Source organism: Tropicibacter naphthalenivorans (genome assembly GCF_900176475.1).
Lineage (GTDB): Bacteria > Pseudomonadota > Alphaproteobacteria > Rhodobacterales > Rhodobacteraceae > Tropicibacter > Tropicibacter naphthalenivorans.
In genome coordinates this window covers 1-15,739 of record NZ_FWXX01000006.1, presented here as the reverse complement: position 1 = coordinate 15,739, position 15,739 = coordinate 1, and the positions used below count along the sequence as shown (strand labels likewise).

The window sequence follows — 15,739 nt, the reverse complement described above, 5'->3', positions numbered from 1 at the left end:
ACGCATGGGTTTCTGGGCGTTCTCGCTGGAAAAGGTCTTCCAGTCGTCAAAGATCTGCTTGCAGTCCTCGTAGCGCGACACGATCCAGTAACCGCTTGGCTCGTCAAAGAAAATCGGTTGTTCCTTGCGGAACTCTTCCCACCGGGCGTGGGGTTTGTTCAGGTCAAAAGGGTCATACCCTTTGGACGGCAGACTCCCGTCATGCGCGTTCATTTTATTATCCTCCCATAGGTCCGTGATGAGCCTCCCTGCTCTGAATCACGGCTTGCGAATCACCGTATTGCCAAAACTTTGGAATTTCTTTGGCCCTCTAGAGACTCGCAAAGTTCCTCATAGATATCATGGACTTCGTCCCGTTCCGGCAGGTCGCCTGCGGCCTCGACGGCGGCGCGGAACTGGCGGTATTGGCGGTGAATCGCGGTCAGGCGACCCTGGGCGTGCAGCACCCGCATCGCTTCGATATTCGCCTCGGGGCTGGACGGGTCGAGCGCAATCGCACGTTGTGCGCGGTCCAAGGCTTGCGCCGTCCGCCCCTCTTTGCGCAAGAGCGCCGACATATCATACTGCACCCGCATCGCCATCTCGCGCAGCCACGTGCGGCGGGGCAAGACCCGGTCCTCGTGCTCGTTGTGCAGGTACTCCAGCGGCAGGTCCTCGAACAGATCACCACCATATAGCCGCTCGGCCGCGAAATAGACCGGCAGCGCGTCCGACGGCACGCCATGGCGCGCCAACGAAATCGCGCGGCGGCAGATTTGTTCAAAACTGGTGATGTCGAGCCAAGAGCCCACCGGCACGTTTAGCCGATAATACTCGCCCGACCGCACCACAGCATCCTTGGACCCAAGCGCCTTGCGCAGCATGGCGATGGCGTGATGCAGAGGGGCGCGCTTGGTCTTCTCGAAGCTGCCCTCGGGCCAAAGCAGCTCGCTGATCCGTTCGGAATGCGCGCCTTTTTCGCCGGTATGCAAAAGATATGCAAAAAGAACACGCAGTTTATTCGGAGCGGCCCCAGACACTTGCCAGTCAACGGGGCGGTTGCCGCCGGTGAACACGGTCAGTTGCCCCAGACAGTGAATGTGCCAACGCGGGCTGCCTGTGGGCGCGGCGCGACTGCGGTTCAGCCAATCGGGCGATGCCCCCCGCGCCGCTTGCCGTTCCACCCCCTTAAAGAACTTGCCGCCCGCGTAATCTGGCACCACGCGCCCCAGCATAAAGCCCAGCTGCTCATCCACGGTGCCTTGGCGCAGCAGCTTGGGCGGCACCCAGAACGGGTTTTCGTACAGCCCGACGGCGCGAGAAACTACCGGTGCGCGCGGAACGCCGCCTGCACCTGATCCTCGATCATGTGTTCCTTGTTGTAGAACGACAGCACCGGCACGCCGATCTGCGCGGCGAGCTCCTCGGCGATGGCGCCCCAGGTCTCATAGCCCGTGACCCCCTGCACCGCCGTCAAGCCCCAGCTCATGTCCACAACAACAGAGGTAAGCCCCTAGAAAGACGCCAGTTCTCCCCAAAGGTTGCCCAGGACTTCACTCGACTCGATCGGCACACGGTCCAGCCCCAGCCCCGCAATCGCAACCCGCCGAGGCGGCGCGATCCGGGGCAAAAGCGCCGCGTCATCGGTCAGCAGAACCGGCCCAAGGCTGTGGACGAACCCCTGAAGCGCGGCGTCCAAAAAGCCTGCGTCGGCGAAATCGCAAAACAGCGCGGCATTCACGTCAGAGGGCGCGCGGGGGGCGGAATGGGGCATGGGACTCTCCTGCGGGCTGCGGACAGCTTACACAGCCGCCGCGCCCCGACCAAAGAAATCCCAAAGTTACTTTGCCGCAGCCTGCGCGTGCTCAAACTCCGCCACGGCCAGCTGGGCCATTTCGGTGATCGCCGCGTGAGAGGACGCCACGGAGATGAACAACCCGTTGTGGCAGAACTTGGCGCCTTTGACGCCGCAAGCCTCTTCGAGCGCGCCATCGGTCAGCCCGGCCCAGGCAGCGGGCAGGTCGGCGCGCTGCTCGAACGTGTCGTCGCCCACGCGAATGCCGGTCAGCGCCCAGTCCTGGTCGCGCGGGTGCACCACGAACAGCATGTGATCCGCCCCGGCCTTTTCCACCGCCGAGCGGAAGGGCATCCCCATGGGCAGCTCGAGCACGCGGTTGTCCCCCGCTTTCGCAATCGCCTCCATCACCATGCTTTCGGCGCGGTGCTTGGCGGCGCGGCGCGCGATGGCCGCCTCGACAAACGCCCGCGCAATGGGCAAGGCCTGCGCAAAGGCCGCATCGTCCGCCCCCGGCGCGCGGTTATCAAACGGCGGCTTGAGGCTTTCGAGCAGGGTCGGCAGCGTCAGCTGGGACATCAGGTTGCCCCCGGCGGACGGGTCCATCGCGCCATTGTCCATCAGGTCGATGGGCAGCACAAAGCCTTGATCGAAAGAGGCAAAAATGCTCGCAATGTCCTGTTCCGGCACGTCCAAGCTGCGCAAATACGCCTCGCCATAGTGCCGCCAGATCAGCCCGAAAGAGCTGTAGGGATGGTCGTGGTTGTGGCGCTTGGGCGTGGGCCGCTGGTGGTGGTCAAAAATCAGCCGATCCGCGTCGTATTCGCGCCCCACGTCGTAGATGATGCGGTCCTCGCCCGGCGTGATCCATTCGGGATCGCGGCTGCGCACGATACGCGCATCCGGGTACAGACGGGTCAGGATGACCGAGGACAACAGTTCATCCGCGTGGAAACCACCGGAATGCGTCACAAGATAAGAGATCGTCATTGGGCCTACGTCGCTGCGTCATGGCGCAGCCGGGACCGCGCGAAATCTCGCGGACCCTAGCCCGGAATGACCCGGTGCCTCAAGGTTTGAGTAACCAAGAAACGCCGCGTTTAAACGGTAATTTCCCCGCGGAGCGCCGCGTCGATGGCCTTTTGGCCGAATTGCAGCCCACATTCGAACTTGCCGAACAGGAAATCGCTGTTCGCGCCGGTTTCCAGCCCCTTCTGGATGCCTTCGCCGATGACGAAATCCTCTTCGAACACGACGCGGATCAGATCGTAGTTCTTGGTAAAATAGCGCTCGGCCTTTTCGGTCTTGGGCTCTTCGGCGATCAGCATCATGCACTGGAACACGCAGGTTCCGGGGCCAGTGGGGATGATCGTGTGGATGTAGATGTGGTCGGTCTGCACCTGCACAAAGTTCGCCGGGAAGATATAGTTCTGCGTCATGAAGTACTTGCGGTACTCCCACTCTTCCTCGGGCTTGTCCTTGAGTTCCACGATGTTCGGCTGCGGCAGGGCGTGGCGCACATGCGGGTCAAAGTTCAGGTGGATGCTCTGATTGTCCAGATAGCCCGCGCAGGCGGTGTCGCGGTGCGCGTGGCAAAAGTGATAGCTTTCCTGAAACCCTTCGAGCAGCAGGCGCCAGCTCATGTTCTTGGACAGCTCCCACTTGCGGAACACGTGGTGCGTGTCCATCGACAGCCCATTCAGTTGCTCGGCCAAGGGCGCGAGCCACGCGTCGATGTCGACCTCGTGATCGGGCTGCGAGGGCATGACAAAGATCAGGCCAAAGCGTTCCCAGACCGGCAGCTCTTTCAGCGAAATGTCCTCACGCGCGACGCCGTCAAAGCCCTCTTTGTGGGGCATCCCGCGCAGCTTGCCATCCAGGCCATAGGTCCAGGAGTGGTAGGGGCAAGAAAAGGTGCGCGCCTTGCCGCAGGGCTTGTCCTCGAGCCGCGCGCCCCGGTGGCGGCAGACATTCAGGAACGCCTTGAGCACGCCGTCCTGCGTGCGCGTCACAAGGATCGGCACGCCGGTGGTGTCATGGGTCAGAAAATCGCCCGGCTCGGCCACGTCCGAGATATGCCCGATGATCAACGGGAACTTGCGGAACAGGATCTGCGTCTCTTGCTCCAGCTGCTTGGGGTCGGTGTATTTCGACACCGGGTTTTCCATGACCTCGTCCAGCATGTGCGTGGTCTTGGTCTCGGCCATTTCAAGGATGTCGCGGATGATGTCGCGCTCTTGTGTGCTGATGGTCATGGCGGGCTTCTTTTTAGTCTGGTCCGCTTGGTGCGGCGGGGATTAAAAATTTGCACCTATATGAGGGGTCGCATACCACTACGCAAGAAAGTTTCGTTCAAGTGGCGCAGGACGCGCGATTTTAAGCCATAGGGGGGCGCGATGGCGGAAATTCTTTGGAAACGGGCCGGGGATAGAGCCCCTGTTTTGGTTTTGGCGCACGGGTCTGGCGCGCCGATGGACACCCCGTGGATGGAAACCGTGGCCGGCGGGCTGGTCCAGCGGGGAATCAGCGTGGCCCGGTTCGAGTTCGCCTACATGGCGCAGCGGCGCAGCGGCGGCTCCAAGCGCCCGCCGCCCAAGATGCCGATCCTCGAAGAGGAATACCGCGCGGTCCTGAACGATTTGGCAAGCGAAGGGCCGGTGCTGATCGGCGGCAAATCCATGGGCGGGCGCGTCGCCAGCCTGATCGCGGACGATATGCTGGACGAAGGCCAGATCAAGGGTGTGGTCTGCATGGGCTACCCCTTTCACCCGGGGGGCCAGCCGGACAAGCTGCGCACCGCCCACCTTGAGGGCTTGCGCACCCCGACCTTGATCTGTCAGGGCACGCGCGATGCGCTTGGGTCGGACGCCGAGGTGGCAGGCTATCGGCTGTCGCCGCAGATCCGGGTCGAATGGTTCGCCGATGGCGATCACGATCTCAAACCGCGCAAGCGCGAGACCGGCCTGACGCTGGACGATCACCTCGACGCGGCCTGTCAGACCATTGCAGACTGGGCCAAGGCGCTGTCCTGATCGGCAAAGAGCGCGCCAACGCCGGTGGCCGCGATGCCCTGCGCCGAGCGGATCAGGAACAGCGCATTTAGCCCCCGCTTGCGCGCGCAGGCCGCGCCCTTCTCGGCCCCAAGCACCATCAAGGCCGTGGCCCAGGCGTCGGCTTCGGCGCAGCTGCCCGCCACCACGCTCACCGACGCGGGTGAGGCCAACAGCGGCGCGCCGCGCGCCGGGTCCATGGTGTGCGACAGGCGGCGGCCCTGCACCTCGACCCAGTGGCGGTAATCACCCGAGGTCGCCACCGCGGCGTTTTCCAGCGTCAGCACCGACTGGGCGGCGCGGCGGGTGTCATCGGGCGCTTCGACCGCGATCCCCCACGGCTGGCCATCGGGCCGCAGCCCCAGCGCGCGCAGCTCTCCATCGATGCCCACAAGCGCGTCGGTGACGCCATGGGCCAGCAAGGTTTCCGCCAAACGGTCGACGCCATAGCCCTTGGCGATGCCGTTTAGGTCCAGCGCGATGGGCGCGGTCTTGCGCACCCGCGTGCCTTCCAGCTCCAGCGCCTCGGTCGCAGGCACCCGCACGACCTGCATGGCTTCGCGGATCGCATCCGGGCTTGCCTCGGCGGGGCCAAAGCCCCACGCCAGCGCCGCATCCCCCAGGCCGATATCGAACGCCCCACCAGAGGCGCGCCCGATCCGCACCCCAAGGTCCAGCACGCGGGCCAGATGCGCCGGGATCTCCGCCCATTCGCCCACCGGCATCGCGTTCAGGCGCATCAGGGCGCTGTCCGCCTTATAGGTCGACATTTGCGCGTCGATCTCGGTCACCGCCGTCTGCAAGGCCGCCTGGATCGGGGCGGGGTCGACCCTCGGCGGGGCAAAGAACAGCGCCGACCAGCGGGTGCCCATGGCCCTGCCGTTCAGCGCGTGGCGGGTGGGATCAGTAGACATCTTCGAGGTATCTCCCTTGGGTCTTGAGCATCTGCGGCGTCAGGCCCACCGGCGCGAGGATCTCTGTCAGGGCGTCCGCCACGCCCACCGCCATCCCGCGCCCGCCGCAGACCATCACCCGCGCGCCGCCGCGGATCAGCTCGGCCACCTCGGCCCCTTCGGCGCGCAGGGCGTCCTGCCGGTAATGCGGGCGGCGGCCGCGCGACGCGGCGGTCAGCAGACGGGTCAGACGGCCCTTGGCCTGCCAGTCCGCAATCTCGGTGTCATATAGGAAATCGCTGTCCGAGTGGCGCATCCCGAACACCAGATGCACCGGACGCCCTGTGCGATTGCCGCGCACGATCCCGGCCAGCGGGCCAATCCCCGTCCCCGCCCCGATCAGGATCAGCGGCACGCGCGAGCTGCCCGGCTTGAAGGCGGGGTTGCGGCGGACGGAGTCGCGCACCTGATCACCCGGCTTTAGCGCCGTGAGATGCCCAGAGCACAGCCCGCCGGGCTGGCGTTTGACCACGATCTCGACAAAGCCATCGCCGCGCGACGAGGCCAGCGAGTACAGCCGTGGCAGGTCAGAGCCGTGGGGCAGGACGGCCAGCAGATCGCCTACGTCAAACCGCCCAAAGCCGGCCAGCCGCTGCCACAGGGACAGGTTCGGCAGGGCAAAGCGCAGGATCGCCGTGGGCGCCTGGACCTCGGCCCCATAGTCGCGGCGCGAGATCAGGGTCAGGCTTTGCCCGTCCGGCTGCGCGGGCTGGTGCAACAGCGTCAGGTCCAACCCCAGCACCGCGCCCAAGTCACGCCCCCAGCGGGCGAAATCCTGCGGCGACTGGCGGTCGACGGTGTCCATGGGCATCAAGGCCCGCCACCCGGCCTGCGCCGCCTTGGCCTGCACCGCACGTGCAAAGGCGCAATAGGCCGGAAAGCTGTGATCGCCAAAGCCCAGCACCGCCATCGGTATGTCCCGCACCTTGGACAGGCGGTCAAGGAACCCCTTGGCCGACGCCGGCGCGTCGCCGTCGCCATAGGTCGCGGCCAGCACGATGATCCGCTGCGCCTTTGCATAGCGGTCGGGGGCAAAGCTGGACATGGCGGCGGTGTGCACCCTGCGCCCCGCCTCTGTCAGGGCGGTGTGCAAAGCCCCGGCAAAGCCCCATGTGCTGCCCCCTTCGGAGCCGACCAAAAGGATGGTCTCGGCCTGCGCGGCGGGGCGATTTGCGCGCAGACGCGGGCGGGTTTTGCGCGCGGTCCACCACAGGATCACGCCGGTTGCGCCCATGGCAGGCACCGCCAGCGCCATCACCCCCAAAACCAGCCCCAGCGCCGCCGCGCCCTGCCCGGTGTGCAGCATGTACAGGGTGTCCGAGACCTTCTCCCACGCGGACAAATCCGCCCAGGCCAGCGTCTGCCCGGTGCCTTGATCCACTTAGCCGCTGCCTTTGGCAATTTGCAGGGTATAGACGTCGCTGGCATCCCCGGCATAGGGGTAATGCAGCGTGCGCAGCTCTGCCACGGGGGTTTGCGTCAGAAGCGGCATCTCGGACGGCGCAGCGCCGGTGTCCATGGACACCTCACGCGGGAAGGCGGGGGCCGTATCGCCCTCTGGCAGCACGCCAAAGGTCACCGCCGTCATCCACAGCGCCGTCACAGAGGACAACGTCAGGCCCAGCACGGCAAAGCGCGCCAGTTCCACGTGCAAGCGCCCCGCCATTGGCCCGCGCAAAGGCGCAAACCAATGCCGCCAGCCGCCCGCGCGCCGCGCCACCAAAGCAACGCCCCACAGCGCAAAGACCAGCATCGCCGCCGCCCCCAGCGCCATGGTCAGCCGCCCCGCATCGCCAAGGAACAGCGACCGGTGCAAATTGGTCAGCCACCGCGCGATCTGGTTGGGATCGGCAGAGGCCACCCCCTGCCCCGTCTCGGGGTCGATCACCGCCGCGCCCGGCGCGCCCGCATCGAACCAGTAAACGGTGATCTTGCCCGATGGGCTGCGGCGGATTTCCTCGACGCCGGGGTAGACGGTCTGCACCCGCTCGGCCAGCGTCGCGACGCTTAGACCGCGGTCCGCTTGCGGGGCGCTGACGCGTTCCAAGGCGGGAAAGACCGCCAGCGCCGCGCCGCTCAGCGCGAGCACCGTGATCACCCCCAAGGCCAGCAGACCCGGCCAGCGGTGAAGTCCGCGGATCATCGCCGATGCCCCCTTACATATCGTAGGTAAAGGACTGGATGTAGCGACGCCCAGACACCGGGGTGCCTGCGCCTTGGGTCGTCAGCGGCACGGAGACCTCGGCGGGGCTGTCGCGCATATCCTCGACCGAAGCGTCAATGTGCAGCGTATAGCCCGCATCGAACAGCGCATTCGACAGATCAAGGCTGATCTCCAGCTGGCGGCCCGCGCCGACGCTCGCCCCGGTGATGCCGTTGACCTGCGCGGTATCCCCGCCGGTCATCCGATACCAATCGGTCAGGTGCTTGTAATACTTGGATTTGCCCCCGCCATCCACAGGCTGCCGACATAGTCGCCCGCCGCATCGGTGACGAAGAACGCCAGATAAGCGCCGTCCCCGCCATAGCTGTTCATCTGCGTGGTCAGGGTCACCGGCTTGGCGGCGGCAAGGCTGGGGGCGGTCAGCGCCGTGGTCAGCGCCAGTGTGCAAAGAAGCGTTTTAATCGTCTTGTGTCCTCTAGGTGATGGTGGGCGGGGCTTAGTTCACTTTGACAGACGGGGCCGCGCCATCGCCGAACAGCCCGTTCTGGGGCGGCGCGATGGTCCCGGCCGGAGCAGGGGTGGCCCCGCCGCCATAGCCAAAGCCGTCGTCATCGTTATCGTGATCGTCGTCGTGAGCGGACGAACCGCCTTTGCGCTCCATCTCGACCAGAGCCAGGCTCTCGGGGTCAAGCTTGGCCTCTATTCTACGGCCCTGCGCATCGGTTCCGTCGATTTCGTAACAGCCGTCGTCGACTTTGATCCGGCGCACGGTCCAGCCTTGGTCCTTGGCCATCTGCTCGGCGGCCTCCATAGGCTGCCACTGATCGCGCGCGGCGGTGCAATCGTCGTCATCGGCCAAAAGCGCGCCTGCGGGCAAAACGGCCAGCAGCGCCAGTGCGGTGAGGGTCTTGGTCATCGGTCCGGTCATGGGATGCCTCCTGTTTTTGAACTGGGGACACTCTGGACAGCGGACCTGAGCGTATCCTGACGCGCCGCGCCTTTGTGCTTCAGCTTGGCGTCAGGTTTGACAAACCGCCGAGCAGGCAAAGAAAAACCCCCGTCAGACAGGCTGCGGGGGGGTGCGGACAATGACGCAACGGGACAACGGTCAATCGTCGTCGTCTTCCTCGTCGTACTCGATCTCGATCACCTCGAGCGTGCCGGGATGCAGCTTGACCTCGACCCGCCGCCCGGTCTGGTCGCGTCCCTTGATCTCGTAGCAGCCATCGTCGATCTTGATCCGGCGCACGGTCCAACCTTGGTCCTGCGCCATCTCGGCGACCGCCGCGCGCGGATGCCAATCGGCCATGGGGACAAAGCAGTCGTCATCCGCAAGCGCCGGTCCGGCCAGCACAGCGGCGATGAGTGCGATGGCTCTGGTCATGATCTGCTTTCCCCTTGGGTGTCTGCGACCCCCTGTCTATGCGCCGCCAACCTGACACGGACTTGAAGCGCCCCCGCGCCGCTTCGTCAGGTTGACGTAAGCTGGATATATCATGGATAGAATGTAGGAAAGAAACCGGGGGCCAAATGCGTATCTTGCTGATCGAAGACGACACAGTCGTCGGGGCCGCCATCAACGACTAGATCGCCAGTGACGGCCATGGCGCCGACTGGGTGCAGCGGCTGGATGCGGCGGGCGATGCGGCTATGATCTGATCCTGCTGGACCTGATGCTGCCGGACGGGCGCGGCATTCCCTTTCTCCAAGGCTTGCGCGCGCGGGGGGATGTCACCCCGGTGATCATCCTGACGGCGCTGGATCAGGTGTCTGACCGGATTGCGGGGCTGAACGCCGGGGCGGACGATTACCTGGTGAAACCCTTTGATCTGGCGGAACTGTCGGCGCGCATCGGGTCGGTCGCTCGGCGCTATGGCGGCAACCCCAACCCGATCCTCACCCATGGCGATCTGCACATCGACCTCGCGGACCGCAGCATCCTGCGCGATGGCAAACCCGTGCAGCTTACCGCCCGCGAATGGGCGCTGTTCGAAGCCTTCCTGTCGCGCCCCGGCCAGCTGCGGTCCAAGGCGCAACTCGAAGACACGCTCTATGCCTTTGGCGCAGAGATCGAAAGCAACACCATCGAAGTCCACGTCAGCCGCCTGCGCAAGAAACTGGGCGCAAGCGTGATCCAGACAGAGCGCGGCATGGGCTACCGTCTGGGTCCGGCATGAGGATGCCGCGCAGCCTTCAGGCGCGGCTGGCGCTGTCGGTTGGCGTGGTGCTGACGGCGCTATGGCTGGTTGCCGCCACCGTGACGGCGGTGATCCTGCGCGGCGAGATGGTTGAGGTCTTTGACAGCGCCCTGCGCGAGACCGCCGAGCGGATCTTGCCGCTGGCCGTGTCGGACATCATCGCGCGCGAGGATCCCGGCCTGACACAGCGGCTTGGGGCGCTGCACCGGTTCCGCGTGATCCTGCGAGACCGCAGCATCCGCGATCTGTCGCCGGTGCCGACCGGGGACCTGCCGTCCGAGCTGGCCCCGCTGGCGCAAACGCTGAACACGCTGTTTGGCCGCCTGCATCAAGCCTTTGACGCCGAGCGCAGCTTTGCCGCCAATGCCGCCCATGAGCTGCGCACGCCTTTGGCCGGGGCCATCGCGCAGGCGCAGCGCCTTCAGGCCGAAACGCTGGATGCCACCGCCCGCGCCCGCGCCGCCGAGATGGAAAGCACGCTGAAACGCCTCACCCGCCTGTCCGAACGCCTGATGCAGCTGGCCCGTGCCGAGGGCAGCCCCCTGCGGCTGGGCCATGCCTCGGACCTGCGGGCCGTAGCGCAGCTGATCGTCCATGACCTGACCCGCGCCGCGCCGGATCGCGTGACGCTGTCGCTGCCAGACGCGCCGGTGATGTCCGACCTTGACCCGGACGCCTTTGGCATCCTCTGCCGCAACCTCTTGGAAAACGCGCTGCGGCACGGTGCGGCGGACAGTCCCGTCGCGGTCACCCTGTCTCCGCAGGGGCGGTTTAGCGTCGCCAACGATGGTCCGGCGCTGGAGGCAGGCACCCTCGCGCGGCTGACCACCCGCTTTGAGAGGGGCGCGACCAAGGCCAGCGGCAGCGGGCTGGGCCTTGCCATCGTCGCGGCCATCGCCAGCCGCATCGGGACAGAGGTTACGCTAACCTCGCCCCGGCCCGGTCAGACCAGCGGGTTCGAGGCGTCCTTGATGCTGCCTGTCACCGCCTGACACCACCTGAACGCAAAACCGCGGCGAAGGTCGCCCCCGCCGCGGTCTGATCCATGCCTTCGGTGCTTAGATCAAGGGCTCTTCGGTGGTGATCGGCGCATCCGGCAGAAGGATTTCCTCCGGCGCCGAGGCCAGCTCGACCCCTGCGTAGTCCATCACCGACCCGTCGGTCAGCACCAGCTCGGCCAGCTCGACCACCTCATCGGGGCTGTCTGCCTCGGGGGCGCTGCCGGTCAGGTCAAAGTGATCAACACCCATGTCCAGCAACGAGGTCAGCTCGCCTGCATCGGTGACGCCATTCTCGTTGGCGTCCTGCCAGACAACCATATCGGCAAAGGCCGCATCCTGCGCGTCCAGCACCCCGTCGGCGTTCTCATCCAGACTCCGCAGCGCCGCCATCGAAGTGCCAAAGGAGCCACCCGCAAAGGCTTCGGACAGCAGTTCCGCACCGTTGTCGATGGTCCCCGACCCGTCGAGGTCAATCGCCAGCATCCCGTCAGTGCCGCTGACCCAGGTGACGCTCTCGGCCACACCGTCATAGTCCAGATCAAAGGTCACGCCTGCGTCCAGATCGAGGAAGTCGAACCCGTCGCCCCCCAGATCCAACACCACCGGGTCTTGGATCCGCTGAACTTGCAGGGTGTTGCCGACCTTTTGATAGTCGATGATCACCTGCCGCGCAGAGTTGGTATAGGTCCCCACGTAGTCGTTGTTGGTCACCGAACCGTTGTTGCGGTAATCCCCGAACGTCACCGTCCCGGTCCCGGCGGCGCGCAGTTGCAGTTGCACCCCTTCGCCATTGTCCACAGCGCCGTTGGAGGTGCCGTTGAGAGAGACGTTGTCGCCGCCGCTATAGAGATAGTTCAGCTGGATGCGGCCAGAGTCGTCATGCACCCCAAGGTTCAGCTCGACATAACGCAGCGTCGAAGAGAACGAGCCGATGTTGCCGTTCAGGAAGACATCGTTCCCACCCGACAGGCTACCGTAGCGGACCGCCCATGTACTATAGCCGGTGACCGCCCCGTCCACACGCACGGTCAGGTTCTCGAACAGCATCTCGTCAAAGGTCGAACGGGAGTTGTACGGCTGACGGAAAGTCAGGAACAGCTGCGTCGGATTGATGTCATTGGTGCCGTTGATCCGTACCGCGATCTCTCTGCTGCCGCTGCCGTCGGCGGACAGCACGGTGATCGTATCGCGCAGGAACTGCCCGTCGTTCAGCGCCTGCACCGCGGCGTGATTGTTGTTGAGGTTATAGGTCCAGTTTCCGCCTGCGCTCATGCTAAAGCTGCCAAAGCCGTTGTCGCCAAGGGTGGTGCCAAACCCCTGGAAGGACGCTTCGCCCTGATCGGGGTCCGAGATGTTCAGCTGGCCCGAGGCGGTCAGGGTCTGATCTTCGCGCACGGTCTGCACGGCGGTGCCGGTGATGGTCGGCACATCGTTGGTGCCGGTCACTGTGATGGTGACGTCGTTTATGGCCGTCGCGCCATCGGCATCGGTGGCCATCACCAGAACCGTCACATCGCGGGTCGCGCCTGCGGGCAGGGTCTGGAAATTCGCGCCGGGGTCAAAGGTCAGGCTGGTGCCGGTGATGCTGGCGCTGCCTTCGGCGGGGCCGCTCAAGAGGCTATAGGTCAGCGTCGCGCCGTCCTCGCCCGGATCAATGTCCGCGCCCAAAGCCGCCAGATCCAGCGTCACCGCCGCCCCGTCCTCGACCGCGTCCAGCGCGCCCGCCGCCAGCGTCGGCGCGTCGTTCACGTTGTCCACGGTCACCGTGACCGTTTCCACCGAGGACAGGCCGAACTGGTCCACCACGCGATAGGTAAAGCTGTCGGTGCCGTTGAAATCGGCGCCCCCGGTGTAGCTATACGTCCCGTCGGCGTTCATCACCACCGAGCCATTGGCCGCGCGGCTTTCCAGCATATAGGTCAGCACCGCGTTTGCATCCGCATCGGTGGCGGTGACGCTGCCGGTGATGACGGTGTCTTCGTCGCCGGTGATGGCGCTTGCTTGGGCCACGGGGCCGTCATTCATGCCCTCGACGTTGATGTCCACCGTGCGGGTCAGGACGCCGCCCTGCCCGTCATCCACGGTGATGTCATAGGACAGGGTGACCACTTCGCCCAGACCGAGGCTCTGGAACAGGGCCGAGACGTTGTCGAACGCCCAATCGACGCTGCCGCCTTGCGTTGCGCCATCGGCCACAACGGAAATCGAGAACAGCGCCTCGATCGCCGCCGCATCCAGCCCTGCCGTCGCGCCCGACATGGCAAAGCCCGTCACCGCCGCCGTCTGCACGTCGCTGGTGTCCACATCCGCGAACAGCAGGCTGCCGGTGGCGTCCTGCGCCTCGACGATGCTTTCGACGGTGATCGGCTTGAAGGTGCCGTACTCGTTGCTTTCATCCTGCCCGAGGTAGATCGCCAAGCCATTGGCCGGGTTGATGTACTCGCCGGGATTGCCGCTGCCGGTGAAGGGCGCGATAAAGGTCATCTGGTCGTTTGCGCCATCCAGCGTGAAGCCCAAGGTGTAGTCCGTGGCCACGGGCATGAAGGTAAAGCTGACGTTGTCGGTGGTGCCGGTCGCTGCCCCGCCAGAGATGTCCACGTTCCCCGCCATGTCGATATCGCCGGCAAAAAAGTGCCCCGCTGCCTGTTCCAACGTGTAGTAGGTCATGTGGCCCATGCCATCGGTCAGCCCGACCATTGAGTCCTGATCGCCGCCGGTCAGGACAAAGCCCGCATCCATGGTCATCTCGACCACGCTGTCGGCCTTGAGCTCTCCGGGCATGAAGAGGCCCGCGACGGTGTGCACCATGCGATAGCCGTTGCCGGGGGTGACCTCGAACACCTCTTGGCCGTAGATCACAGTGGCCGAGGCGGGCGCGCTGCCGAAATAGGCCATGGCGAGGTCCTGGGCCGACAGGTTGGTCACCCGCGTGGTCCCGGTCTGCACCGTCACCGACAGGTCAGAGCCGCGCAGGATCGTCGGCGCGTCATTGGTGCCGGTCACGGTGATGGTGACATCATTCACTGCCGTCGCGCCATGGGCGTCCGTGGCGGTGACTTGGACCGTCACGTCGCGGGTTTCGCCTATCGCGAGGTCTTGGAAGTCCGCGCCGGGGGTGAAGGTCAGCGTGGTGCCGGTGATGGTCGCCGCGCCTTCGGAGGGCTGGCCGCTGACCGTATAGGTCAGGCTTGCGCCGTCGTTGTCGCTGTCCACATCCGCACCCAGCGCCGCCAGATCGACGGAGACGCTCGGGCCGTCTTCAACCGCGTTGGTCGCCGCGGCCTGAAGCGTGGGCGCATCATTGGTGCCGGTGATGGTGATCGTGACGTCTTGGGTCACGCTCAGCGCCGGGGCGGCGTCGTCGGCCAACTCCAGCGTATAGGTCAGAACCACGGTTTCACCCACGGCCAGCGCGTCGAACGGCTCGGAGCCAGAGTCAAAGGCCCAAGCCACCGTGCCCGTGTCCGCGCTGCCGTCCACCGCAACGCCGCCTTGCGGGGTGAACATCGCCAGCAAGGCCGCCGCATCGGGGGCCACGCCGGGATTGTCCCCGGACACCGCCACCTCGACCGAAGCGATCGAGACCACGTCCGAGACATCCACGTCCTGCACGTCAAAGCTGCCCGAGGCGGTCAGTCCGCTGTCGGTTTCCACCAGCGGTTCGGCCACGTCCATGACCGGCCCGGTGCCGCCGCGCGTCACCACGAGGTTGTCGATGCCGATACCGTTGCCATAACCTGCCGAGGCAGGGCCAAAGCTCTGGGTATAGGCACTGATCCCGTCCATCCCTTGGAAATAAGCGTAAATATCGGCACGCGTGCCGCCATAGGTCGTGAAAATATTGACCGAATTGGCGTTGTCGTAAATCTCGATGTACCAGTCGTCGCTGCCGTCATCTTCGGTTTCGGCATAGACGAACAGATCGCCGGAAAAGCCGTACAGGCGGACCTGGCTCTGTTCGCCGTTCAGCCCGTCGTCGTTCAAGACGTCAAACCCCTGAAGCGAGACTTTGCTGCCGTCATCGCTGCTGAGGTAGAAGTAACCGAAGTTATACTCGAACTCTTGGTCCTGCACCTCGTCGAAGACACCGAATTCGTTGTCGCCATCGCCGTCCACGTCCTGCACGGGCATCTCGGCCACGTCGTTGACGCGCACTTCGCTGCCATCGGGCGGGTAATTGTAGCCATAGTTTTCGACGTTCCACGCGACGGTAAAGCCGTCTTGGGTATAGGTGCCCTCGCGGTAATCGCCGGTGTTCATCCCGAGGCTGTTATTGCCGCTGTCAAAGTCGATGGTGGTCCCGCTGCTGCTGGCCCCGCCTGCAACGATGGTCGGCGCGTCGTTGGTGCCGGTGATGGTGACGGTGACGTCGTTCGCGGCTGTCGCCCCGTGGGCGTCGGTGGCGGTGACTTGGATCGTCACGTCGCGGGTTTCGCCTTTGGCGAGGTCTTGGAAGTCCGCGCCGGGGGTGAAGGTGAGCGTGGTGCCGGTGATGGTCGCCGCGCCTTCGCCCGGTTGGCCGCTGACCGTATAGGTCAGGCTCGCGCCGTCGTCGTCGCTGTCCACATCCGCGCCAAGCGCTGCCAGATCGACGGTGAC

Annotated in this window: 11 protein-coding genes and 3 pseudogenes; 3 read left to right on the top strand and 11 right to left on the bottom strand. The window is 65.2% G+C overall.

Features of this window, described 5'->3' with window-relative positions; genetic code table 11:
• Positions 1–272 precede the first annotated feature (272 nt).
• The 5 genes from B9A11_RS13245 to B9A11_RS13230 all read right to left on the bottom strand — a co-directional run bounded on the left by B9A11_RS13245 (position 273) and on the right by B9A11_RS13230 (position 4,029).
• Positions 273–1,265 (bottom strand): AfsR/SARP family transcriptional regulator, encoded by a 993-nt coding sequence (locus B9A11_RS13245; RefSeq protein ID WP_058248525.1) that lies wholly within the window; start codon positions 1,263–1,265, stop codon positions 273–275.
• A 38-nt stretch (positions 1,266–1,303) separates the two neighbouring features.
• Positions 1,304–1,468: a hypothetical protein gene (locus tag B9A11_RS21425; RefSeq protein WP_159452502.1), complete on the bottom strand. Its 165-nt coding sequence runs from the start codon at positions 1,466–1,468 to the stop codon at positions 1,304–1,306.
• Positions 1,469–1,492: 24 nt separating this feature from the next.
• Positions 1,493–1,753, bottom strand: coding sequence for a hypothetical protein (locus B9A11_RS13240; protein WP_058248524.1), 261 nt, complete (start codon positions 1,751–1,753; stop codon positions 1,493–1,495).
• Positions 1,754–1,819: 66 nt separating this feature from the next.
• Entirely contained in the window at positions 1,820–2,764 is a 945-nt protein-coding gene (locus B9A11_RS13235; protein ID WP_058248523.1) for an MYG1 family protein, read from the bottom strand.
• Between the two features lie 110 nt (positions 2,765–2,874).
• Positions 2,875–4,029: an aromatic ring-hydroxylating oxygenase subunit alpha gene (locus tag B9A11_RS13230; protein ID WP_058248522.1), complete on the bottom strand. Its 1,155-nt coding sequence runs from the start codon at positions 4,027–4,029 to the stop codon at positions 2,875–2,877.
• Between the two features lie 141 nt (positions 4,030–4,170).
• Here B9A11_RS13230 and B9A11_RS13225 point away from each other — a divergent pair, with 141 nt between their 5' ends.
• Positions 4,171–4,806 (top strand): alpha/beta family hydrolase, encoded by a 636-nt coding sequence (locus tag B9A11_RS13225; protein ID WP_058248521.1) that lies wholly within the window; start codon positions 4,171–4,173, stop codon positions 4,804–4,806.
• On the opposite strand, the gene B9A11_RS13220 is transcribed toward B9A11_RS13225, so the two are convergent.
• The 5 genes and pseudogenes from B9A11_RS13220 to B9A11_RS13200 all read right to left on the bottom strand — a co-directional run bounded on the left by B9A11_RS13220 (position 4,770) and on the right by B9A11_RS13200 (position 9,325).
• Positions 4,770–5,738, bottom strand: a complete 969-nt coding sequence (locus B9A11_RS13220) for an FAD:protein FMN transferase (protein WP_234988839.1) — start codon at positions 5,736–5,738, stop codon at positions 4,770–4,772. The genes B9A11_RS13225 and B9A11_RS13220 overlap by 37 nt on opposite strands.
• Positions 5,728–7,920: pseudogene (locus tag B9A11_RS13215) on the bottom strand (PepSY domain-containing protein). The gene B9A11_RS13220 and the pseudogene B9A11_RS13215 overlap by 11 nt, the downstream one beginning before the upstream one ends.
• A 13-nt stretch (positions 7,921–7,933) precedes the next feature.
• Positions 7,934–8,403: pseudogene (locus B9A11_RS13210) on the bottom strand (DUF2271 domain-containing protein).
• A 34-nt stretch (positions 8,404–8,437) separates the two neighbouring features.
• Entirely contained in the window at positions 8,438–8,869 is a 432-nt protein-coding gene (locus B9A11_RS13205; RefSeq protein ID WP_234988838.1) for a PepSY domain-containing protein, read from the bottom strand.
• Positions 8,870–9,049: 180 nt separating this feature from the next.
• Complete coding sequence (locus tag B9A11_RS13200; protein ID WP_058248519.1) at positions 9,050–9,325, bottom strand: PepSY domain-containing protein; 276 nt, start codon at positions 9,323–9,325, stop codon at positions 9,050–9,052.
• A 203-nt stretch (positions 9,326–9,528) separates the two neighbouring features.
• Here B9A11_RS13200 and B9A11_RS13195 point away from each other — a divergent pair.
• Positions 9,529–10,118 (top strand): annotated as a pseudogene (locus B9A11_RS13195) (winged helix-turn-helix domain-containing protein).
• Positions 10,115–11,131, top strand: coding sequence for a sensor histidine kinase (locus B9A11_RS13190; protein WP_058248518.1), 1,017 nt, complete (start codon positions 10,115–10,117; stop codon positions 11,129–11,131). Before B9A11_RS13195 ends, B9A11_RS13190 begins: the two are co-directional and overlap by 4 nt.
• Before the next feature lie 66 nt (positions 11,132–11,197).
• Here the strand turns inward: B9A11_RS13190 and B9A11_RS13185 are convergent.
• Positions 11,198–15,739 (bottom strand): VCBS domain-containing protein (locus tag B9A11_RS13185; RefSeq protein WP_143595883.1); only part of this gene is annotated, 4,542 nt, incomplete at its 5' end.